Raw genomic sequence first — 22,825 nt, forward strand, 5'->3', positions numbered from 1 at the left:
AGTCCAATTCTGCTCCTTCCTTCCGTGCATTTTCCGAAATCGCGGCAGGCAAAACAGAAAGAGAACCAATTGTCCCGTAGAATTGCGGCTTTTTGAGAGAATTTATCCAGGATGTGATCACACTGCCTTCCCATCATCAAGCGGTGGAAGCAATCGGGGCGGAGAACAAGTCTATTAACCTTGCCCAAATATGCCAAAGTGCTGAATGATAGAGAGTCGACCCGCCAGAGGCGGCAGCGCGAAGCGATCGCTATCCTGGTAAAGAGACAAAAGCGGCAGTAGTTTTGGCAGGTGAGACATGATGAATGCGACGATCGCCCAGTTAAAGCAGCAGTTTGAGCAGGCATTGGTAGCCGCCTTTGGTGATGAGCTAGCAGGAACCGACCCGGTGCTAGTGCCAACGAGCAACCCAAAGTTTGGCGACTATCAGGCAAATGTGGCAATGTCGCTTGCGAAGAAACTGGGTCAACCGCCGCGATCGATCGCCGAGCAAATCATTCAACACTTGAGTGTCAGCGAAATCTCTGAGCCGCCTACTGTAGCAGGAGCCGGATTTATTAACCTGACGCTCAAGCCTGCCTACCTGGAATCTCAGCTTCGCCAGATGCAAAACGACGATCGCCTGGGTGTGCCTGAAACAAAGGAACCCCAGCGGACGATCGTAGATTTTTCTAGCCCGAATATTGCTAAGGAGATGCACGTCGGTCATTTGCGATCGACCATTATTGGCGACAGCTTTGCACGGGTGCTGGAATTTCTGGGGCATGATGTGCTGCGGCTCAACCATGTAGGCGATTGGGGCACACAGTTTGGAATGTTGATTACTTATTTGCGTGAGGCGTATCCAGAGGCGCTGACGCAGCCCGAAGCCCTTGATCTGGGAGACTTGACCGCATTTTACAAACAGGCAAAACAGCGATTTGACGAGGATGAAACTTTCCGGGAGACTTCTCGGCTCGAAGTGGTGAAGCTGCAATCAGGTAATCCCGAAACCGTTAAAGCATGGCAATTGCTTTGTGAGCAGTCGCGCCAGGAATTTGAAGTGATTTACAAGCTGCTCGACATTCACATTACGGAGCGGGGCGAATCTTTCTATAATCCGCTGTTGCCTGGAGTTGTCGCTGACCTGGAGAAAGCAGGCTTGCTGGTCGAAGATCAGGGGGCAAAGTGCGTTTTTCTGGAAGGCTTTATGAATAAGGACGGCAATCCGTTACCGCTGATTATTCAGAAATCGGACGGCGGCTATAACTACGCGACGACCGACCTGGCAGCCCTGCGCTACCGGATTCAGCAAGATCACGCCGATCGCATGATTTACGTTACCGATGCCGGGCAGGCAAATCACTTCGCTCAGGTGTTTCAGGTGGCGCGGCGGGCAGACTGGATTCCCGATACGGTGGAATTGGTTCATGTGCCGTTTGGCTTTGTGCAGGGCGAGGACGGCAAAAAGTTTAAAACGCGATCGGGTGAAACGGTTCAGCTCAGGTCACTGCTGGATGAGGCGATCGATCGGGCAAGGCAAGATCTCGTTACTCGGCTGCAAACGGAGGAACGGCAGGAATCAGAGGAGTTTATTAACCACGTCGCTCAGGTAGTGGGCATCAGTGCGGTGAAATACGCTGATTTGAGCCAGAACCGCACCAGCAACTATGTGTTTAGCTATGACAAAATGCTGGCACTTCAGGGCAACACGGCTCCCTACATGCTGTATGCCTATGTGCGAGTGCAGGGCATTAGCCGCAAGGGGGGAATTGATTTTTCTAAGCTGGGAGCCGATGCACCGATCGTCCTGCAAGAAGAAACCGAGCTGGCACTGGCAAAACACCTGCTGCAATTCGACCAAATTCTGAGCGATGTAGAAGCCGAACTCCATGCCAATCGCCTCTGCCAATATCTTTTTGAATTGAGCCAGAAATACAATCAGTTCTACGATCGCTGCCCTGTTTTGCAGGCAGAAGAACCGCTTCGCACCTCTCGACTTATTCTCTCTAACCTCACCGCCAGAACCATCAAACAGGGACTTACTCTATTAGGAATTCCGGTACTGGAACGGATGTAGTTTAGAGGATATTTGAACAATTCTGGTTGTGACCCAAATCTGATTGTGACCCGAATTGCGCCCTTATCCCAACTGTGGGGAAATCACTCTCCTTTCAGTTTCAAATTCCTCAAAGTCTAGCTTTCCTTCAGAATTCAAAGTCCCCCAGCATTGAGGAATTTACGGGCAATGTAGGACTTCTCACACTCCTCCAACACTCTCCGCTCACCAGCTATCGCAGGAACTTTTGCTGTGACAGGAAAGCCCCTACCCCCGCCTAAAAACCCGAAGCTCCTCCAACAGGTGCGTTTTATCGCGATCGCCCTACTGGTGCTGGCAATTTGCTTTCGCTTTGCCCACCTCGATCGCAAAGTGTACTGGCACGACGAAGCTTATACCTCAACGGTGATTACGGCTCGTCCCGGAAAGTACTTCAACGAAGACATCTTTAAAAATACGCTGGCGAAACCTGCCGATCTGCTGGCATATCAGCGTTTTGTCCCGGATTTGGCTTTGGGCGATATGGTAGTGCGAAAGGGCACAGAAGATGTGCAGCACCCCCCGGTTTATTACCTCTTGCTGCGGTTTTGGGCACAGTGGTGGGGGACGGCTCCGGCAGTGACTCGCAGCTTCTCAGCCCTGCTCAGCCTATTGATCTTTCCGGCACTGTACTGGCTCTGTTGGGAACTATTTGAATCCCGCTTAAGCGGATGGGTCGCGATCGCCCTGTTTGCTGTCTCCCCGTTTCACCTGGTATTTGGACAAGAAGTGCGGCAGTTTGGCTTCTGGACAGTTCTCACGCTTGTCTGTAGTGCGCTGCTGCTGCGGGCAATCCGTTCCTCTTCCTGGCGCAATTGGGCATGGTATGGCGTATCAATGCTTGTTGCCTCTTACACTGCTTTATTTACGCTGGGTGTTGCGGTCGGTCATTTTGCTTATGTTCTATTTGTAGATTCAGATAATCGATTTGTTAAACTGCCCTTGCAGATGGGAAAACGCACGATTTCCTGTTTCATCACGCTGCTATTGGTCGCTTTATTTTTTATTCCCTGGATATCCTTCATCATTACATCGAGGGATACGCTGAGTGCGACAACAAGTTGGACTTCGATCTCGCCAGCACCACTAACTTATCTACAAGCCTTAGCGTTTAACTTTAGCCGCAGTTTTGTTGATTTCAACGCTAAGTTTAGTGACTCCCTTGCCTATATTTTGGCAATCCCAATTTTGATTCTGCAAGGTTATGCCCTGTCTGTGGTTTGCCGCAATGCACCCAAGAAAATCTATTGGTTTATCCTCACCTTTGTGGGCAGCACTGCCCTCATACTATGGCTTCCAGATCTTCTGCTAGGGGGACAGCGGCTCACTGTCATTCGATATCCTATTGTTTGCTATGTTGGCTTACAACTCGCAGTCGTTTATCTGCTATCAGCCTATTTAACCGAAACTCAAAAATGGAAGTCTAGCTTTGCAAAGCTGGTTTTCTCCCTGCTAATTCTGTTAGGAATTCTCTCTTGTGGGGTCTATTCTCAAGCAAATACCTGGTGGAATAAAGATGTGAATTCTAATTACCATCAGCTTGCTAATTTAATTAATGAAAGCGATCGTCCCCTCATCATTGCTGATGCTTTCAGCTACTATCCGATCAGTCTTATTTCCCTCAGCTACCTGCTCAAACCGAATACCCAGTTACTATTGCTGCCAGCCGTTGGAGATTCGTTTTCCGTTCAATCCCTCCCTGAAGGAGTTGAAACAATCTTTCTATTCAATCTGCCAGAAGTTTTTCGTCAGCAGTTTGAGTCCCGATTTCAAAAAAAACTTATCCCAGCATTTCAAGATCCCTGGAATGAGGTTTGGAAAGCCAATTAACAAGCAAATATCAATTCGTATTACGACCAGAGAAAAACTTTGATAGCGCGGTTATAAGTTTTGGCTTGTCAGTCATGTTTGAAAGTCTTCGGTTTAATCTCTAGGGTTCTTACCCTAGGAGATCTTGAATATGGCTTACCTTATCGAGCCGCAAACGGTTGTCGGTTGGCTTCTGCATGAGCGATTTGAGCGACAGGCGGTGAAAATTGTGCTGCTGGGCAATCCCCATGCTGTGGATCAGTGTGTGATTGAACTAGAACGAAAAGGCTTCTGCGATAGCTATGCCTGGAGTCCATCACTCAACATCCGCGAAAACGCACCCCCAATTCAACCACTTCCGGGCGAACTGATGCGCCTATACAAACGCTGGTATCCGCCCACCGCCCAGCGCATTTTCTCGTAGGGGCGATCGTCTTTCGGATTCAATGGTAGGATTTTGTGGCTGCAAATTGCCTTTGCAATGCCAAGGTTTTGAGCAGCCGCAGATTGGTAGATTAAGCTGCCTTGCTAGATGGTGGATCTAGTATTTGTTTGACCTGATTAAGTCGCAGAACGACTTCGTAGTTGTCAGGATATAGTTCGCTAACAAATTGAATCAGATGATCAACAGTGCAAGGTTTTCGAGAACCACCATTCCACGTGTGAAAGTCCTGATGTACTTCTTGAGTCAGGGCAATGAGATTATCTACACAAGCCGCAAGATGAGGATAGTGCTCCTTTGAAAAAATATGATGCGCGACAATTTGGACGTTTTTGCTATGCTTTCCGTAAGCTTTTCCAGTAATTTGACAACGTTTACCATCTCGCTTTTTAGCAACTTCCATAGCAGCATCAATTTTTTTCTGCTGTGCTGCCTGTGCATCAATGATGAGTTTGAAGGTTCTCCTGCCTACAATCTCGATCGCCCCACACCAACCTTGTCGATCTTTAACCCTCAAAGTTTTAGCAAGATTTTGAGATAGTTTGTAGAAGCCGGATAGCGAATAATACCGAACGCTATCAATATCGTCAAAATCTTCGTAGATCTTCATGGGATCATACGATTTTTGAATGTCATCGAATGCTTTGTTCAGACGTGCTGGACTGGTGCAAAGAATACTTACAACATCTTTTTTTGAGAGAAAGTGACGGCTATTTCTAATTGTGAGTGAACTACAGTTTTCCTGAATTTTTCGGCTAATAAAGGCATTGCGAATCTTTTCTTTATGTCTCGTAATAAATTCTGTAATGAGTGCCCAAATACTTTTCGGTGTCTTCTCATCCATGTATTTCGCGATCGCATAAGCTCCCTGCTCAGAGAAGAGCCGTTCCCCTAAAGTCTTGTTGAGATAGATAAAATGCTCATTCTCGCGCAGTTCCCATTGATCGCTTGAATCAGCATCGAAGAAGGTAACAATCTCGTCTAGTTTCTGATGTGTAATTTCTAGAGCAGTAGCGAGTTCAGCTTCGCGGATCGTAAACCCTGTCTTCTTGGTAGCCATGATTCACGCCTCTGCGCTGATGCTCTTGTACATGATGGTGAGACAGTCAAATATGACCGCATCGCTCGTCTCAGGAGCATCAGGATGGTAAATCTTGCTCAAGCGATGGTAAGCGTTTCTAATGTCTTGTTGTGTTGCAGTTTGAGGATCGAGACCAAAGACCTGCCACGGCTTGAAGTAATTGAAAATATTAATGCCATTAATACAGCCGTATCCCTGTTGATTCTCCTCTTCTGGCAGAATTCCAATGAACTTACGATAGAGTTTTTTCCAACCTTCCTTGACACTCAAATTCAGCCCATCCATGCCATCGGTTGCCATCTTAAATGCACCAGATTTTTTCAGCTCAGTTGTATTCTTGACCGAGAAATGCTGATAAATGGCTGCCTTAAGTTGCGCTAAACTGAGTGGTTTAACTTTTGGCGGCTTAATTACTACTTTGTGATTGGTAATTACAAACTGAGCAAATTCCTCTAAAGCAGAGGTGTTTATTCCATGTATTTCTGAGAGCCGAGCGATCTCGTTTTGTAGGAGCGAGTTGAGGGGGGCAGGTGTTTTTGGTTTGGCTGGCTTTGCAGTTTTAGGCATCGCTGACTTGGCTTTAGCAGCAGTTTTAGGCATGGTTTAGGAAATTGCTCTGTCTAACCCTATCTACAGAATGCCCAACGAAGATCAGGGGGAACAAGAGCCAAAGAAATTTGTAATGCAGGACAAAAGACAAGTTGCGATCGTCCCAGCCTTATATCAGCAAAGTTTTTCAAATGCGACTACGGGGCTTAACGCCTCAGTGACTACACCTGCGGACAAACGCTAATCTAACGTCTGATATAGGTTCTGCCTGATGAGACCGCACTAACATCATATCTAGTCGTTTCTTAGCAAAGCCAATGTCATCTCAATTCAATCGCGATTTCGAGTCCGCTCAGGCAAATGAACGATCGCTGTTCGATCGCATCTTTCGCGACAGTAACGGTAACATTGTGATTATTCAGCCGCCCAACCTGCCAATCCTCGTTGGAACAGCAGCCACGTTGCTCCATTTTGTGGCTCCAAATGGCACGATTGGAATTCTGTCAGGCTTAGTCGGGTTTGGCACTTTATACAGCTGGGCATGGCTGGAACTCTTCTCAGGTGTTAACTATTTCCGTCAGGGATTGGGCTTAGTGAGCTTAATCGGTCTAATCGCTCTAGGATATAGCCTTTTCAGCGTGTGACTTCCTGAAGGACTGCCCCTTTAAACACGAATTAGCGATTGGCAATCGGCTTAACCAACAGTAATCGCTTTACGAGTTTGCACTACAACAGCAGTCACTTCCTCAAATGAAGAAAAGCATTGTATTGCAAATTCAGTTTGTTGAATGGAGGTTAACGGACTCGAACCGCTGACATCCTGCTTACAAAGCAGACGCTCTTTGGGCTCAAAAATTGCTCAAATCTATGAAACACGAGGCTTCAGCCACTTTTCTGCTTGGCATTTGATCGTCTCAAACTGTCGTAAAATGCCTACTGTTGCTGCACTTTTTAGGGAAAATTTAGGGAAGTGCATGAGAGGGAAGCAATCGCCCAAATTAATCAACGGCTGAAAGCTGCCGCGATTCCTGTCCGTGTTGGCATTCGCGGCAAAGCCCTTCACCTTCGGGCGACATTGCGCGCAAAAAATGGGATTGGCAAGAAGCAGCAAGATATTAGTCTGGGCATTCCTGCCTGCTTTGATGGGTTTAGACGGGCTGAACTGGAAGCACACCAGCTTAGCAATGATCAACGATCGGAGTGAGTTAGCGATATCAATCGCACAATCAGAGAAGCGACTGGAGTGGGCTACATTATTTCGATCAGAAACTGTAGAGCAATTCATCGGGGGGCGGCAAGACCTTTAAAACCCGCCCTAATGATCATCGTTAATCAATGCGTACTCGATCAATCGAGGAAGAATGAGCAATCCCTTCGGTTTCTGCGGCAGTCCCTGCTACAACCAAAAACTTAGTGTGCAGCAAAACCTCGTTTGATTGCCTGATTTGGGGACGCAAAGTAGGTCTGGGGTAGTTGAGGATATCATAGTGAAGGCAGCTATTGGGAGTGTTGCGATCGAGTTCTTGCCTTAGATTGAACCATTCACATTGGGTCTGATGCTGATAATTATGAAGCTGAACAATTCCCAACTTGTCATCTACATTCACCCAATTCTGTCCCATTTGCCAATTCACCACTCTCAGGTTAAGTAATTTGACCGCCTTGCGCTGCAAGCGAGCCAATAAACCAGATTTAAGTTGATTCTGATGATTCTGAGCTTGAGTCGTGGGATCGAAGCTAATCGTAGCACTGCCAGTATCCCATTTGAAATGGCGCTCGTAGTCATTGAAGCGATCGTTGGCTATCGCCAATCTTAGACCTTCCTGTGCGATTACCATAATCTTACTGCGGGCAATAAAGCGGCTTTCTACAATTGCCAGTTTTTGCCCTGGTCTCACCTCATAGGACAACTCATGTACAAAGGCTTCTCGTTGTCTAGAACGATATGAAATCGTTCCCTTAACAATAAAGCCGTCACCTGTTGCTTGCATCGAACGAATGGAGACTGCACTTTGTATTCCCAAAACAGTAACTCTGCCTAGCAGATTGTTAGCTGTCCATTCTGCGGCGTTGTCCATACCGCTGGGAATAAATAGCGCAATTGGAAAAGGATCAGTTAGTGTTCGCCAGGAAAACGATGCAAACAATTCTGGGGTTCTCACCCAGCAAATACTAGCTTCCTGTCCCATCGTGCGACCACTAATCCGTTGAGCAAATTCCTGGGGCGGAGTGATCTGCTTAGTGGTCTGTAACCGGCGGTGCAGCAAGTAAGCAAGCCCTAAATCGGCATAACAATCAGTTTCGTACTTCGCGCTCTGACCGAACAATCGGTTGCGGGTGACTCGTTGACCAAAAAAACTGCCATCCTGGTTGTCTTGTTGTTCACTTGCCAAGGTGCAGATACGGGAGACTTCGATCGTCCGAGCATCTGTGTCTTCATACTTGTTCTGCAATAAGACCAGCACCGGCACGATGAAGTAAAGTCCGTAGGTATATCGAGCCCAGTCTTTTCCACCGATGTAAGCAAAGCGATTGTCTAGAAAAGTGGTTTTAACTCGATTCCACAGATCTTTAACGTGGTGAAACAGTGCTTCTGGAATCGGCTGTCCTGTGCTTAGTAGAGCATAGTAACTCCAGGTAACAGACACAAGGGGACTAGCAACGTAACAAAAATGGTAGGCTCCGTGATTTTCCAGAGTATAGTCTGAATAAATGTTAACGGTGTAGACCTGCTCTTTCAGTTGTTTACCATCAACCCACACCTGAGAGTGATGATCCTGAGCAACCGAAAGGGTATTAAGGCTAAATTCAATCAGCTTTTCTCGCCACCCTTCGCACTGCTGATGCTGCGGAAATAGAGCGATCGCGGTTGCCAGAATTTCTGTATCCCAAGCATTTTCCTCAGCTTTTGTATCTTCCGCCAACCCACTGGGAACGATGCGGTCTAAATGCCGGGATGCCTCAAATACTACAACTCGTTCTACTGCCCTTTGCTGCTCCTGGCTGAGTGTGTGCCAGATTAACTGCGCTCCCAACGCCATCTTGGTTGTCCACCAGGCTGACTGCCATGCATTTCCCCACTGGCGACCATTGCCACAGGGAATATCACCTGTCACATGGCTGCGAGTCATGTAATTGAGACAGCATTTGGCTCGATCGAGCAAGACTGATTGTTCGATACCGCTGATATTAGGATTGTAGGCTGGATCGCTGGCAAGCAAACTGGTCGTGAAGATGTAGTTGCCCATTGAGCGCATCCCGCTCTCGTCATTGTCTGGATCGCCAAAGTAACCCAGTTGAGGATCGCCGAGATAGTTCCCCTTCCAGCCACGCTCGCTATAGAGAGCAAATCGTTCCAAGATTTGTATGTAATCGGCTTCGGATGGGTAGTTGTATGGGGTCTGTACTTGATTCTCTATTTTTTCTAATTCCGCCATGATTTGCAGTTCAACCGTAGAGAATAATTTGATATACGATGCGTAAACAGAGTTAAAACCAACTCTGCTCATTACCTATGTATTGCTCTAATGTCTTGATTCAAGATAGGTTCGAGCCATTTGCTAGCAGCTTGGTTAACTGAAATGGAACTGAACCAGACTTATAAAGTACGATAATGGTGTTCTCCGCCGCAAACAGCGGGGTATCCAGACATCAAACCTTACAGATGGCTTACGCTCCAAGGGGCTAACCAGTACAGGGTTATTTGTGTTGGTCTGTACGGCGATCGTTCTCAAGAACGCCATCACGGACGCGATCGGCAGCGTGAACCCGTTTAAGGGTGATAGCAGTTCCACACCTGCTCAAGTCGTGAATGTGGATTTTCCCGGCATCTATGACGGTGGGGAAGTGGTAGGAATCCCAGTGACCTCTAACTTCGGAATGCGAGCTCACCCCATCACCGGAGTTGAGAAGATGCACGAAGGAGCAGACCTGGGAACAGACAGCGGCACTCCGCTTTATGCCCCTGCTTCTGGTGCCGCCGGAACAGCAGAAGATTGTTAGCTTCATTGCGCGAGGTTTGAATAAGCTAGCACCCCAGGGCATTACAACCGTTAAGGTTTGCGGTCAACAAATCGGCGAGGACATACCTGTTTGGATTGAAGAGATTCAATTAGGCTTCGCTCCTCCAGTACCACCAATTTCACCAACAGCATCCGCATTGGCTGCACCTCCTATTGAATTAAGCAGCCAAACTCAGCAGATTAATCGCGTCATGCCGCATTCCCAGAAGTCGGAGGACGATCCTGTGCGCTGTCCTCGCTGCACGTCTACTCAGATCGGGGTGAACAAGAAAGGCTTTAGTGGCGGCAAAGCGATTGCAGGAGCAGTCTTACTGGGACTACTGGGTTTAGCCGGTGGCTTTATTGGCGCTGGCAAGATGCGGCTAACCTGCCTCAAGTGTGGCTTTCAATGAAAGCCGGGCAAGACCACGCTTAAGCAAAATCATGCACCAATTCATAAGCCAATTTACAAGCCAAGTCAAAAGCCTCAGCCTGTTAAAGCCAAGGTTGAAAGGGCAAACTTGGTTGTTAGAGTTTTGATAGGAATCGGCGTTGGAGTTGCTTGGGTCATTACCATCCTGAGTGGTGCGCTGACTCATGGTGGAGTTGGACCTATCTTTTTGGTCTCTATCTTGATATTGGGATTACTTGCTGCCTTCCTTAAAGAATTTGTTTTATTCCTAGCAGACAATTGCCCTTACTGTGGCAAGGATGTTCATATTCCGCACACTGGCATACCTATTGATTGCCCATGCTGCAAGAACCAAATCAGAACTGAATACGATGGTGCCAAGAATACAGCTTGGTTTCACCCAATCACTAAGTGAGATTAATAGGGATAGTCGGCTCAGACCGTCACCACCAGAGATCGCCGCTTGCCCTGGCAAGTTTTTGGTCCGGTCGATTGGCTACAAGGTCTGACTTGTTGGATTAGCTCAGCTTGCTTCTGACGAGTTTCTAGTGTCTATCTGGGCATCTGCGTTTATTCTCCATAATCATCTACCGAATTTAGCTTGCATCGGGACTATGCCCACCTTGCAGCCGCCAGCGCATTTGCTGCGATCGATCGACCGTATGCTTCCACGGCTCCCATTCACGGGCAAGTAGTTTCGATCGCATTAACTCAGAGTGTTTCTGTCGATCTTCTGGTGTCCAAGTACGCGCCATTTGGAGGGAGGGCACGATCGAGCAGTGCCATGAGTGTAACGTCCCCTAAATTCTAGCCGCACCCCAATCAAGAGATATTAGCCGTGGAGCTAAGACAAAACGTATCACCTGAAACGGTGTCCGCAGTTTGATCTATATAAATACTTATTGCAAATTACGCTCACCAAAATGCAACCTCGCTTTGGCTAGAGGCTGAAAGAATTGCGCCGATTGAGATAGACAGCTTTTATTTAATTGTGATCTAGGGAAAATTTAGGGAAGCCCTTCGTTTTAAACCCTGGAACCGATGGAGGTTAGCGGACTCGAACCGCTGACATCCTGCTTGCAAAGCAGGCGCTCTACCAACTGAGCTAAACCCCCTTGTGTTTTACAGTGCCTCGCCGTATGGGCCATCCTGGACTCGAACCAGGGACCTCACCCTTATCAGGGGTGCGCTCTAACCACCTGAGCTAATAGCCCGCGTCCGGCTTCAGCACCTTTATAAAGATAGCAGTAGCTTTCCGAATTTGACAAGACCTTTTTTCGATTTTCTTCAGCATTGCCTGCAAGATAGTTTGGAACTGATGCCAGCCCTTCAGAACGAACTGCCGCTACCCAGCAGTCACCACAGAGCAGACTGACTCGATATGATGGCAGAAGACCTGTCTCATCGAAGCGCGATCGATTGCTATGATGGCTGACCTGCAATTCCTGACTTCTCCCACGCCTGCCCAGTTCAGACGACCCGAAATTCTTGCTCCCGCAGGCAACTGGGAATGTGCCAAAGCTGCGGTAGAAAACGGCGCAGATGCAATTTATTTTGGGCTCGATCGGTTTAATGCGCGAATGCGGGCAGAAAACTTCACCGAGGCAGATCTGCCAGAACTGATGGCGTTTTTGCATCGGCGCGGCGTAAAGGGCTATGTGACGCTGAATACGCTGATTTTTCCACAGGAGTTACGCGAGGCAGAGCAGTATCTTCGCAGCATTATTGCCGCAGGAGTGGATGCAGCGATCGTGCAGGATGTGGGCATCTGTCGGCTGATTCGCCATTTGTCGCCCGATTTTCCGATTCATGCTTCGACGCAGATGACGGTAACAACCGCGATCGGGGTAGAGTTTGCCAGAGACCTGGGCTGCGAACTGGTGGTACTGGCGCGGGAATGTTCGCTGAAGGAAATTCGCAAGATTCAGCAGCAGCTTGGCGAAAGGCAAATCTCCCTGCCGCTGGAAGTGTTTGTGCATGGGGCACTCTGCGTTGCTTATTCAGGGCAATGCCTCACCAGCGAGGCTTTGGGTGGGCGATCGGCAAATCGGGGCGAGTGCGCGCAAGCCTGTCGGATGCCCTACGAGCTGATTGCAGATGGAGAACAGGTGAATCTGGGCGATCGAAAATATTTGCTTAGTCCGCAGGATCTTTCGGGTCTGGAGGTACTGCCCGATCTGGTGAAAGCAGGCATCAGCAGCCTAAAGATCGAAGGACGCTTAAAAGCTCCTGAATATGTGGCAAACGTGACGCGCACTTATCGACAGGCACTCGATCGCGTCATGGAGTCGCTTACAGAAACGCAGACTAATTTCTATTCAGATTCCGATCGCTATAACCTGGAAATGTCTTTTTCACGTGGGCTTTCGACCGGATGGCTGCAGGGCATTAACAATCAAGAACTCGTTCACGCTCGATTCGGCAAAAAGCGCGGCGTTTATCTGGGACAAGTGACAAAAATTCGCCCGGAGCAAATCATGCTGACGCTAGAAGCTCCCGTAAAGCCCGGAGATGGCGTGGTCTTTGATAGCGGACACCCGGAACAAAAAGAAGAAGGCGGACGCATCTATGCCGTCGAGCAGCGCGGAGCAGAGGCCATTCTTACCTTTGGGCGGAATGATTTGAACTGGCGGCGAATTCATGCAGGCGATCGACTTTGGAAAACCAGCGACCCGGAACTCGATCGGCAGCTTCGCCAAACCTATGCGGGAGAAACGCCTCGATTTCAGCGATCGATCGATCTGGAAGTGCAGGGGGAACTGGGTCGCTCGTTGACCGTAATCGCTCGTGATCAGCAGGGGCAGATTGTGCAGGTTGAGTCTGCGATGTTGCTCGTCGCTGCGGAAAAACAGCCGTTGACGCTCGATCGGCTACGCGAGCAGTTTGGGCGGTTGGGCAATACACCGTTCTGTCTAGGCGAACTGATGAGCTATCTCCAAGGCAATTTAATGCTGCCTATGAGCGAATTGAACCGCCTGCGCCGCGAGATAGTGTCTCAGCTTGAACAGCAGCGCACCCAGCCCCATCGTTGGCAGCTCAATGCTGATCAAACGTTGTCTAATTTGTTGCTAAAGCCGATCGCAACGCCTGTGACGACTCCAACGCTGATTCCGCTGGTGCGTCGTTTGGGGCAGTTAGAGGCAGTTTTGGAATCCGGTAGCAAGCTAATTTACTGCGAACTGGAAGATCCCCACGCCTATCGTCAGGCAGTGCAGATGGTACGGAGTTTCCCAATCGCAGACTCTCCAGCAGCAAACCGCCTGCCGCCTCAGATTTTTGTCGCGCCGCCGCGAATCACAAAACCGGGAGAAAACTGGATTCTTCAGCAGGTGCGATCGTCTGAGGCAGACGGCTATCTGGTGCGAAACTATGACCACCTGAAGTATTTTGCCGACCAGCGACGGATTGGCGATTTCTCACTCAACGTGGCGAACGCGCTGACGGCAGATTACTGGATGCAATACGGTCTGGAACGGCTAACGGCTTCCTATGACCTGAATATTTCACAGCTCGAAGACCTGCTTCACACTTGCCCGCCAAACTGGCTGGAAGTGACGGTTCACCAGCACATCCCGATGTTTCACATGGAACACTGCGTCTTTTGCGCCTTTCTCTCTGAGGGAACAGATTTTACAAACTGCGGTCGTCCCTGCGAAAAAGCAGAAGTGAAGCTGCGCGACCGCGTGGGCACAGAGCATTTGCTTCAGGCAGATGCAGGCTGTCGCAACACGGTGTTTAACGGTACAGCGCAAACCGGAGCGGAATATATGCAGCGCTTGATCGGGTTGGGGGTGCGATCGTTCCGCTTGGAGTTTGTGAACGAAACACCGGATCAGGTGCGTCAGACGATCGACTGCTATCAGCAGTTGCTTCAGGGCAAAATGACCGGGGCACAGCTCTGGCGCAAGCTTAAACTGCAAAATCGCCTGGGTGTAACTCGTGGACCTTTTGAATAGCGTGTTGAATAGCGTTTGATATAGCGTAAATAATGCTAAAAGAAAAACGCCAGAAAGTAGAACACCAGCCCTTCGGTAAGAAAGACTGGTCGTTCTATCAAAGTATTTACAGGGATTTAAGGGTTAGGGTCTTTATATTCGCTGACCCCATTTGAGCTATTCCTAGATTAGCAGGGATCAAAAAAAATAATAGGTGACTTAACTTTTTCTTTAGCATCAACGAAGGAATATTAAGACTTGTCCGAATGAGTCATGGTTTGTTGCAGTTCATGAATCGACACGCCTAGCAATTGCGAGAACCAAACTTCCATATCTCGCACCAGATAACGCCGTTCTGCCTTCATCGGGTTCACCATCGGCTCAACCAAAATCGTAAACATTCCCAAGCGGTTACCTGCCAGCACGTCGGTAAATAGCCGATCGCCCACCATTGCCACCTGTTCGATCGGCAAATTCATCGCGGTGACTGCCTGCCGCAGCTTCCGACGAGACGGTTTTCTGGCTCCCAGAATATAAGGAATATTGAGTGATTCTCCAATGCGGCGAATTCGGGCTTCGCTCAGGTTGTTGCTCACGAGCCAGAGCGAGGCAACCGATCGTATGCTATTCACCCACTGACACAGCTCATCTGAAGCTTCTGCCATACTCATGGGGACAAGGGTTTCGTCTACATCCAGCACTAAGCCTTGAAGCTGATGCCGCTGAAGCACTTCAGGAGTCAGTGCCAGAATCGAATTGCCCAGAATTAAATCGGGCTGCAATAATTTACCCCAGGACATAGTACGGGTTCCAGAAACAAAAATAGAGCAATGCAAATCACTTCAGTCAATCTAGCGCACGCCTGACCAGAACAACAGAATCAGGATTTCTCTCATCCTTCCCTTTCTTAATCTAACGCTCTCAGGAATCTAGTTTGACTAAGGGCTACTTTGAGGCTTCGTTTGAGGGCGACTTGCAGGCGAAGACAATGCCGCCGGAGCAGAATTTGCAGGTGAGGGTGAAGCCATCGGAGCAAGATTTTCTCGCCCATCGTGAATTGCTGCCTGGGCTGTTTCATGTTCTGCTAGGGTGCGGCTGAAGACGTGCGTTCCGTCGTAGCGGGCAACAAAGTACAGATACTCAGTATCCGGTGGATTGAGGGAAACTTCGAGACTGGCAACGCCCGGACTAGCGATCGGCGTCGGCGGTAAGCCAGGATTGATATAGGTATTGTAAGGAGAAGGGGTACGGACTTGATCGAGGGTCAATGGCTGGTCGGCAGTCTGGCGAATGCCCAGCCCATATTCCACGGTGGGATCGGCTCCCAGCGTCATTCCCTCCTGCAGGCGACGGGCAAACACTCCAGCGATCGTCGGGCGTTCTGAGCTAACCACCGCTTCTCTTTCAACAATGCTGGCAAGCGTCACCCACTCTAGCAGGCTGTACTTGGTTTGCCCCTGTACCTTCTCATAAAGCGGCAGTCCGACCTGCTGAAAGCGATCGAGCATCTGGTCGATCACAAGCTGAGGCGTGAGATCCCCCCCAAACTGATAGGTATCGGGATATAGAAATCCCTCCAGATGAGGCAGATTTTCAGGCAGCCAGGGATAGCGATCGCGAGGAATTTGCTTGACCGCTTCCAGAAACGCCGGGGCTGAGAAATAACCCTGCTCCTCAAAATAGGCTGCCATTTGCTGTATTGACCAGCCTTCGGGAATCGTGTAGCTGCTCTGCACCACATCGCCCCGCCAGAGCTGGTCAGCGATCGCCGTCATGGCCTGGTCGGTAGATAGCTCATAAGTCCCAGCCTGGAAGCTGCCCGTTTTGTCCTGCTGGCTCAGCCATCGTGACCAGAGGTTCCAGGCAGTCAGCGATCGAATCAGCCCGGCAGCGTGGAGGTCTTCTCCGATTTGTTGCGCTGAGGTTCCTTCAGGAATTTGAATTTGAACGGTTTGGGGCTTACTAGAGTCAGGCTTCGCAGCAGTTCCAGACTGAGTTCCGACAGGGGGCGCACTTGCCCAGCTCCACCATGACCATCCTTGCCATGCACCAATTCCTAGAACGATCGGCAATAGCAGTAAGTAGAACAACACCCTAGGAATGCGGGAAGCCTTGACCATGCGTTAATTTAGCTCCTCATCGTCAAATTCATCGGCAAGCTGTTCCAGCTCAAGCTGCATCTCCTTGAATTCGTCGAGTTGCTGGAGCGCAACCAGTTCATCAGGGGTCAGCAGTTCAGGCTGTCCGGCAGCGTTGAGGCGAGCGATAAACAGGAAAGGATCGAGCGGGGTACAGACCACATACTCTTGCTCTTCATGGAAGAACGAAGCAAGCTGCTGGAACTGCTCCATGTTGACCTGACCCTCATCGCCTTCAATATCCAGCGTAATCACGTCTTCCTCACTAAACTCCGGTAGATTACCGCTTGCAATCAGTGACAGGGCAGTCCGATGCAGGGTTAAATCTTGCTCTGCTAAAACTGCTTTTGCCGTGGGCATGATTTCGTCTAGCTCGGCATCGTCCACATCTAGCAGCATTTCGTCTTCTTCTTCTTCCTCATCCCCCACCCAGGCAAAAATTTCAACGGGGGCATCTACCGGACGCAGCAGCACATACTCTTTGCCCTTTGCATTGAGCGATCGCTCGACGTAGCAAAGTACGGGCTGTCCGTCTTCATCCAGTAGATTTAGTGTAGGTACATCGTCCATTTCAAGTTCCAATTTGAATCCAATTTGAGCGTTTGCTTAACTTCTACTCTTTATCCCTTCTCCTTATACCTTTCTGAGGTTAGGTCTTGCGTCAAATTCTGCCTGAACAAGAGATAAAAGCAGAAAAAATGCGAAGGTTTTTAATCTTGATCCAATTCAAGGGAGTTAAGGGAGTTTCTTTTTTGGCTGCGGCGAATATCGAGCCACTGTTGCAGGATGATAGCCGCTGCTTTGCGATCGATCAAGCCTTTGTTGCGAGAAAAATCTTGTCGCTCGGCGCGTAATAGCTCTTCTGCCTGTACTGAAGTCAGACGCTCATCGACAAATTCAATGGGCAAATTGAGGGCAGCAGAGAGGCGAGCGGCGAATTTTTGCACCTGCTTTGCCTGCGCTCCCAGGCTGCCGTCCATATTGTAAGGCAAGCCAATTATCAGAAGCTGTACCTCCCGCTCTAGTACCAGCTTTTGAAGCCGTGCCACATCCTCCGCAAACGAGCGGCGATCGATCGTGGTCAAGCCGGTTGCAATCAGTCCAGTTCCGTCACAGCCTGCAACCCCGATTCGCTTTCTGCCCAGATCCAGCCCTAGTGCGGAAATTCGCTGCATAAAAGGGAGCCGAGGAAAGAGGGATCAGGGAAGCAAAGGCGTTCTTCGAGGTACTTTCAGAAACATTCAGGAATTTTCAGGCGGGTTCGTGTTCCCGGGATCAAGCGGCGGTGTGTCAGATTTTTCGGATGCTTGAGGACGGATCGAATCCAGCAGCGAAAACCGACCGGGAATGGGCTGACGGGCAGGCTGGAATCCTTGCAGCACTTCAGAGAGCTGGAGTCCTTCTAGCGAGAAGCGAGACTCTCGCAGCTTGTGCCAGACCGATCGCGACATCATCAGCGTATGCTCGATCCGGGTTGCACCAATGCGCTCCAGGAAGGCTTCCCGCTCTGGCTGATAGTCAGTCGAAGCAACTCGCATTGTTTGAACGGGCAGGTCGCGCACCACTCTTGCCATCTGAGCAAACAGTTCGGGATAGAGCCAGGTGTACGCCGGATGAACCGTAATATCTGCTACATGGGGACGATGACCGTGACGGCAAAGCTGAAGCTCGTAATAGCCGATCGCCGCTTTGCGCTGAGACTCAAACACATAACCTCGCGCCTGCTCAGACTGGTGCATCCAGTGGTGCATCTGACGCAGCATCGATCCCATTAGCCCGCTCTTGAAGTCGGTGACGTGGCGATCGAACACTTGGCGCACCAAGGGCGGCATGGAAACCGTATCAAGCTGGTGCAGCAGCGTAGCATCGGCGTTGCCTACCGGAAGCAAATTGGGCAGATCGTGCTTGCGTTCTGCAAGTGCCTGCAAGAGCTCTGGGGAAAGCTCCCAGTAAGTGAGGTGTGCCAGAGTCTGAAAGCCATTTTGTCGATATAGGGCAAGGGTTTCGCTATCGTTCACATTGACTTCAATGATCCAGGTTCGCGCTTCCCAGATCGTCTGAAAGCAGTGGCGTAAAAGCTGAGAGCCCACATCCATTGCCAAGGTTTGCCCGCCCAGGGTCGATCGATCAACCCAGACCTGATCGACTTTCCACGTACTGCGGGTCCGATTAAAGGGCGACACCTGCACCATGCCGCATAGCTGCCCGTCCTGCTCAGCGACGTAAGCCGAAATCGAATGCTGAAACGGGTTTGGGAACAAACTGAGGCATTTAAGCAGCCCATACCACCGCCACAACTGCTGCAATCGCTGCGTTGCTTCAGTCGAGGTCGCTGTGTTCGTTTCCGCAGCACCCATCATCCGGGTGATTGCTTCCAGATCGCGATACTGAAAGGCACGGATCGTCACGTTAGTTTGGGGAGGGGCAGAAGTCATAGGTCACAGGGAAGCATGATTAGCTTTTGGGCATTAACCTGTTGGACGAATTAGCACGATCGGCGTTTGTTCGTCAGCATTTCCGGCTGGATTGTGGAGCAATGCCTGATTCAGCAGATCACTTGACAATCCAGGCGTCATTGCCAATATCTTAACTGCTTTCAAGTCGTTCACGTCTACGATCGCCGCCTGAAGCCCAGTTTCTTGGTAGATTCGCTCTACCACCTGCTGCGGACGATCGGGTCCAAGCACAATAAATTGATCGTAGGGCGGCAGCGTTCCGGTCACGTCATCAATCAGACGGGCTTGCTCCCCTGCCCATTGGTAGAACATTCCCGGTTTTTTAAAGACGGCTTTGGCGATCGAGCCGCCGATAAAGGCAAACAGCACGCGCCACGGTCCCACAATATCTACGAGGGTTTGCATGCCGCAAGCGGTTGCCAGACTGGAGGTAGGCATAAAGAAATAGCAGATGCGACGCGCCCCCCAGCCCGGTTTAATCTCGGTGGGATGCCGGAACCGACCCTGCATGAGGGCAACGGGCGTTTCGCCGATCGTGACGACGTCGCCATCTTGTGCATGAGGCATAACGTACCGCTTCACAATCTCCACTGGATCATCCAGGTGAGTCAGCAGGTGAGTTCGTATCGGTAAAACGTCAGCGCGGGTCGTCGGTCGCCACCGTCTCGGCTCATCGACATTGGGGAAGCTGAGCGGCACAATAATATGTTTGACTTTGGGAATCCGTCCCTGAGGCCCGTAGGTAATGTAGTGAACCCGTACCCAAACCGACTGAAGCTCAGTTAATTTCTTACCGCGAAGGTCGATCGCAATTTCTGCCTTAGTGGGCTTCCGCTTCACAATATAACCAAACCAGTAGCCATCTGGACGGGCAGGGGCATCAGGATGGCGGGGCGTCACGCGAATTTCAGTCGTAATTCCTTCCAGGCTTCCCTTCGAGAGCAGGGTTGCCTCCGCCCAGAGCTGCGGAACCATGATTTCCAGTGTTTTGGTCTGGTTAATCAGCTCTATCTCGCCGATCGCCAAATAATGATCCGGCTCATAAATCGGCAAATTCCATTCCCCGGCAGTCACCTCTAAGCGGTTGCCTGGACGCTGACGATATTTCGCCTCGAACGCAATCAGCCCCAGCAGGACTAAACCGACTACGACGGCAAGACCAACTCCAATCATTCCGGCGATCGACACAGTATTTGATTCCGCTTCTATTGCTTAAAAATGTTCATTATGCAGTCTAATCGACTTTGGACATCCCACCACGAATTCTCACGCCGCACCAAAATCCTGATTAATCCTTATCCCCCCAACTCCCTAACTCGCCATCCCCCTGATCCCAATCTTTTTCTGCTAATTTACAGCCTGACTTCTTTTACAGTAGTATCGTGAGACAGATTAAATTTTGTAAATTTCACTAATTAGTCTGGACTTGTGAGTGTCTACGCACGGGGAGCCTGAGATGAGTGTATTGGAGCGGATCGAGCGGTATTGCTTGATTGGACATTTGGTGTCGATGGCATTTGGACTGGCAGGAATCCTGCTCGTCATGCCCCACCCTGAATTTTTAGCTTATCTGCCTGCGGGTCAAACTATGTATGCCTGGAGCTTGGCGGGCGGCGGCGTTTTGTACATGGTGCTGGCAACGATCGCGGTAGCAGTCTATGCTTGTCGCATGTTAGGTCTACGAAACCTGCTGACGTTTATGATCCCGGCAGTGTCCATCTCCCTAACCAGCGAACTGATGGGAACCAGCACAGGTTTTCCCTTCGGGCACTACAGCTATCTCAGCGGCTTGGGCTACAAGATTAGTGGACTGGTTCCGTTTACAATTCCCCTCTCCTGGTTTTATCTTGGCTTCTCGGCATACGTGCTGGCACGGGCAGGCTTAAGCGTCGCCAAGTCCGGCAAGCTGGGCTGGCTGGGGCAGATTGGTGCCGTGGTTCTGGGTTCGCTAATGCTCACTTCCTGGGATTTTGTGCTTGACCCGGCAATGAGCCAGGCTGCTCTCCCCTTCTGGTACTGGCACACCCCCGGCGCATTTTTTGGAATGCCTTATCAAAACTTTGCGGGCTGGTTTGGCACAGGGGTCGTTTATATTACTGTGGCTGCTTTCCTCTGGCGTCAGCAAACCATCTCGATCGATCGTCAGGAACTTGGACTTCCGCTTGTGGTCTATCTCGGCAACTTTGTGTTTGCTGCGGTGCTCAGCATTGGGGCAGGCTTCTGGATTCCGCTGGGTCTGGGATTACTGACGGGGGTGGCTCCGGCGGTCGTTTGCTGGTGGCTGGCTCAGCGTGGAGGCGATCGCGCGATTGCGTCTCTTTCCCTGGCTGACAGCGTGAGTAATCCGACTCCGGTTGCCGTTACATCCAAATAGCTCAATTTCGAGTAAAGGCTGTGGACGGATCGCCGAATCGTCTTTGAACGCAGCCTTTCGATGTCAAAATGAGCAGTGGGGAAACTTCCTCATTGCTTTTTTATTCGCCTTTTTTCCTCATCGATTCCGATCGCAAACGCTGAAACTGTGCAAACTCTACTGCTTTTTGACTTTCTCCCTGGTGCAGATCCTCGCTCTGGCTGGATGAATGCCCTTGCCCTGCTGCTGCTCGTAATTCAGTTACCTGCTGTCGCAATTCTGCTGTCTCGTTTGCTGCAAGCTCCCCGACGACTACCCCCGCTTCAGCCGCAAATGGCTACGCCGGATCTGATTGGCAGGGTGAGTATTGTCGTTCCGACGCTGAATGAGGCACATCGGATCGGAGGCTGCCTGGAAGGGCTGACGCGACAGGGCTACGAAGTGCGAGAAATCATTGTGGTCGATAGCCGATCGCAGGACGGTACACCGGATTTGGTAAAAGCAGCCCAGCTGGCCGATCCGCGATTTCGCCTACTAACCGATGACCCCTTGCCGCCAGGATGGGTCGGTCGCCCGTGGGCACTGCACAGCGGCTTTCTCTACAGTTCCGAAGACAGCGAGTGGATTTTGGGCGTCGATGCCGATACCCAGCCTCAGCCCGGACTTGTTGCCAGCATTCTTAAAACGGCTCACCAGGAAGGCTACGATCTGATCTCGCTTGCCCCTCGCTTTATCCTGAAGGATTTGGGCGAGTGGTGGCTCCAGCCTGCGCTGCTGATTACACTGGTTTATCGCTTCGGGGCAGCCGGAGAACGGTCAGGCGAAGCCGATCGCGTGATGGCAAATGGACAGTGCTTTCTCTGCCGTCGATCGCTTTTAACCCAACTGGGGGGCTACTCCAGCGCAAGAAATTCCTTTTGTGATGATGTGACGCTGGCACGAAATGCAGCTCGGCTGGGGGCAAAAGTCGGCTTCCTGGATGGTTCCAGAGTGCTAAAGGTGCGAATGTACGAAGGCATGGCAGAAACTTGGCGCGAGTGGGGACGATCGCTCGACTTAAAAGATGCCTGCACTCCGTCACAGAAATGGGGCGATCTGGGGTTTTTAATTGCCGTTCAGGGACTTCCTTTGATTGGGGCGATCGGGTTTGCTGTTACGATCGCGCTGGGCTTCACGTCTCTCCCAATCTGGGCAGCGTTTGGGCTAAATGCAGGCTTAGTCGCAATCCGGTTTGCCCTGCTGTTGGGTATTGCTGTGTCTTACGATTTCTCCCAGGCAAATGCAAGCTGGAGCTTCTGGCTGTCTCCCCTGGCTGATCCGATCGCGGTGCTGCGAATCTGGCTGTCTTCGACCCGCACTCCGACTCAGTGGCGCGGCAGAAGCTATGCGGCTCTGGATGCAAAAGGACAGGAGGGATAATGGTCATGCTGTTTCTTGATCTGACGCTGGGTTAACCGCAGTCAGAAAATTCTTCGGGCTGGTTGAATCTCGATCGAAGGGGTATCCAACGGAAAAAGAGGAGTAGCCGCTGTGAGAACCCTTTCGGATTGCTCAGAGATTGCAGCCCACTAC

General features: G+C 50.3%; 21 protein-coding genes and 2 tRNA genes. 10 read left to right on the forward strand and 13 right to left on the reverse strand.

Annotated features, from left to right (window positions below; all coding sequences use genetic code 11):
* Window positions 1-174: 174 nt before the first annotated feature.
* Complete coding sequence (locus NDA02_RS16165; protein ID WP_277879273.1) at window positions 175-300, reverse strand: hypothetical protein; 126 nt, start codon at window positions 298-300, stop codon at window positions 175-177.
* 1 nt (window position 301) lies between these two features.
* On the opposite strand from NDA02_RS16165, the gene argS reads away from it, so the two are divergent.
* The 3 genes from argS (at window position 302) to NDA02_RS16180 (ending at window position 4,310) form a co-directional block, all read left to right on the forward strand.
* Window positions 302-2,059, forward strand: coding sequence for an arginine--tRNA ligase (gene argS / locus NDA02_RS16170; protein WP_190794556.1), 1,758 nt, complete (start codon window positions 302-304; stop codon window positions 2,057-2,059).
* A 231-nt stretch (window positions 2,060-2,290) separates the two neighbouring features.
* Complete coding sequence (locus NDA02_RS16175; protein WP_190794547.1) at window positions 2,291-3,907, forward strand: glycosyltransferase family 39 protein; 1,617 nt, start codon at window positions 2,291-2,293, stop codon at window positions 3,905-3,907.
* Window positions 3,908-4,037: 130 nt separating this feature from the next.
* Window positions 4,038-4,310: a hypothetical protein gene (locus tag NDA02_RS16180; protein WP_190794548.1), complete on the forward strand. Its 273-nt coding sequence runs from the start codon at window positions 4,038-4,040 to the stop codon at window positions 4,308-4,310.
* A gap of 91 nt (window positions 4,311-4,401) precedes the next feature.
* Here the strand turns inward: NDA02_RS16180 and NDA02_RS16185 are convergent, their stop codons facing one another.
* Entirely contained in the window at window positions 4,402-5,388 is a 987-nt protein-coding gene (locus NDA02_RS16185) for a hypothetical protein (protein WP_190794549.1), read from the reverse strand.
* Between the two features lie 3 nt (window positions 5,389-5,391).
* Window positions 5,392-5,976 (reverse strand): J domain-containing protein, encoded by a 585-nt coding sequence (locus NDA02_RS16190; RefSeq protein WP_190794557.1) that lies wholly within the window; start codon window positions 5,974-5,976, stop codon window positions 5,392-5,394.
* 299 nt (window positions 5,977-6,275) lie between these two features.
* Between NDA02_RS16190 and NDA02_RS16195 the strand changes: the two genes are divergently transcribed.
* Together NDA02_RS16195 and NDA02_RS16200 are read left to right on the forward strand one after the other, a co-directional pair.
* Window positions 6,276-6,602, forward strand: coding sequence for a hypothetical protein (locus NDA02_RS16195; protein WP_190794550.1), 327 nt, complete (start codon window positions 6,276-6,278; stop codon window positions 6,600-6,602).
* Between the two features lie 326 nt (window positions 6,603-6,928).
* On the forward strand, window positions 6,929-7,162 hold the full coding sequence (locus tag NDA02_RS16200) for a hypothetical protein (protein ID WP_190794551.1): 234 nt from the start codon (window positions 6,929-6,931) through the stop codon (window positions 7,160-7,162).
* A gap of 124 nt (window positions 7,163-7,286) precedes the next feature.
* Here NDA02_RS16200 and NDA02_RS16205 read toward each other — a convergent pair whose 3' ends face one another.
* Window positions 7,287-9,317, reverse strand: a complete 2,031-nt coding sequence (locus tag NDA02_RS16205) for a hypothetical protein (protein WP_190794552.1) — start codon at window positions 9,315-9,317, stop codon at window positions 7,287-7,289.
* 346 nt (window positions 9,318-9,663) lie between these two features.
* Between NDA02_RS16205 and NDA02_RS16210 the strand changes: the two genes are divergently transcribed.
* Window positions 9,664-9,960: a hypothetical protein gene (locus NDA02_RS16210; protein ID WP_190794553.1), complete on the forward strand. Its 297-nt coding sequence runs from the start codon at window positions 9,664-9,666 to the stop codon at window positions 9,958-9,960.
* A complete protein-coding gene (locus NDA02_RS16215; protein WP_348255288.1) occupies window positions 9,917-10,372 on the forward strand; it encodes a hypothetical protein in 456 nt (151 codons plus the stop codon). The genes NDA02_RS16210 and NDA02_RS16215 overlap by 44 nt, the downstream gene beginning before the upstream one ends.
* A gap of 595 nt (window positions 10,373-10,967) precedes the next feature.
* Here the strand turns inward: NDA02_RS16215 and NDA02_RS16220 are convergent.
* The 3 genes from NDA02_RS16220 to NDA02_RS16230 form a co-directional block, all read right to left on the reverse strand.
* The gene (locus NDA02_RS16220) at window positions 10,968-11,126 is read right to left on the reverse strand and encodes a hypothetical protein (protein ID WP_190790220.1); all 159 of its coding nucleotides are present in this window, start codon (window positions 11,124-11,126) and stop codon (window positions 10,968-10,970) included.
* Between the two features lie 287 nt (window positions 11,127-11,413).
* Window positions 11,414-11,486: transfer RNA gene (locus tag NDA02_RS16225), tRNA-Ala, on the reverse strand.
* A gap of 25 nt (window positions 11,487-11,511) precedes the next feature.
* Window positions 11,512-11,585: transfer RNA gene (locus NDA02_RS16230), tRNA-Ile, on the reverse strand.
* A gap of 210 nt (window positions 11,586-11,795) precedes the next feature.
* Here NDA02_RS16230 and NDA02_RS16235 point away from each other — a divergent pair.
* Window positions 11,796-14,327: a U32 family peptidase gene (locus tag NDA02_RS16235; RefSeq protein ID WP_242067141.1), complete on the forward strand. Its 2,532-nt coding sequence runs from the start codon at window positions 11,796-11,798 to the stop codon at window positions 14,325-14,327.
* A 230-nt stretch (window positions 14,328-14,557) separates the two neighbouring features.
* Here NDA02_RS16235 and NDA02_RS16240 read toward each other — a convergent pair whose 3' ends face one another.
* The 6 genes from NDA02_RS16240 to NDA02_RS16265 form a co-directional block, all read right to left on the reverse strand.
* Window positions 14,558-15,106, reverse strand: a complete 549-nt coding sequence (locus NDA02_RS16240) for a YqeG family HAD IIIA-type phosphatase (RefSeq protein ID WP_190790221.1) — start codon at window positions 15,104-15,106, stop codon at window positions 14,558-14,560.
* 138 nt (window positions 15,107-15,244) lie between these two features.
* Complete coding sequence (mltG, locus tag NDA02_RS16245) at window positions 15,245-16,426, reverse strand: endolytic transglycosylase MltG (protein WP_190790222.1); 1,182 nt, start codon at window positions 16,424-16,426, stop codon at window positions 15,245-15,247.
* Window positions 16,427-16,429: 3 nt separating this feature from the next.
* Window positions 16,430-17,014, reverse strand: coding sequence for a DUF3727 domain-containing protein (locus tag NDA02_RS16250; RefSeq protein ID WP_190790223.1), 585 nt, complete (start codon window positions 17,012-17,014; stop codon window positions 16,430-16,432).
* 140 nt (window positions 17,015-17,154) lie between these two features.
* Window positions 17,155-17,619, reverse strand: a complete 465-nt coding sequence (gene ruvX / locus NDA02_RS16255; protein WP_190790224.1) for a Holliday junction resolvase RuvX — start codon at window positions 17,617-17,619, stop codon at window positions 17,155-17,157.
* 66 nt (window positions 17,620-17,685) lie between these two features.
* Complete coding sequence (locus tag NDA02_RS16260; RefSeq protein ID WP_190792104.1) at window positions 17,686-18,879, reverse strand: GNAT family N-acetyltransferase; 1,194 nt, start codon at window positions 18,877-18,879, stop codon at window positions 17,686-17,688.
* A 33-nt stretch (window positions 18,880-18,912) separates the two neighbouring features.
* Window positions 18,913-20,082 (reverse strand): F420-0:Gamma-glutamyl ligase, encoded by a 1,170-nt coding sequence (locus NDA02_RS16265; protein WP_347277876.1) that lies wholly within the window; start codon window positions 20,080-20,082, stop codon window positions 18,913-18,915.
* Between the two features lie 274 nt (window positions 20,083-20,356).
* On the opposite strand from NDA02_RS16265, the gene cruF reads away from it, so the two are divergent.
* Both cruF and cruG read left to right on the forward strand, forming a co-directional pair.
* Window positions 20,357-21,274, forward strand: coding sequence for a gamma-carotene 1'-hydroxylase CruF (cruF, locus tag NDA02_RS16270; RefSeq protein ID WP_190792103.1), 918 nt, complete (start codon window positions 20,357-20,359; stop codon window positions 21,272-21,274).
* A gap of 204 nt (window positions 21,275-21,478) precedes the next feature.
* A complete protein-coding gene (cruG, locus tag NDA02_RS16275; RefSeq protein WP_190792106.1) occupies window positions 21,479-22,672 on the forward strand; it encodes a 2'-O-glycosyltransferase CruG in 1,194 nt (397 codons plus the stop codon).
* The last annotated feature ends 153 nt before the right edge of the window (window positions 22,673-22,825 follow it).

Origin of the sequence: Leptolyngbya sp. ST-U4, from assembly GCF_039962215.1 — a bacterium.
GTDB lineage: Bacteria > Cyanobacteriota > Cyanobacteriia > Elainellales > Elainellaceae > Leptolyngbya_A.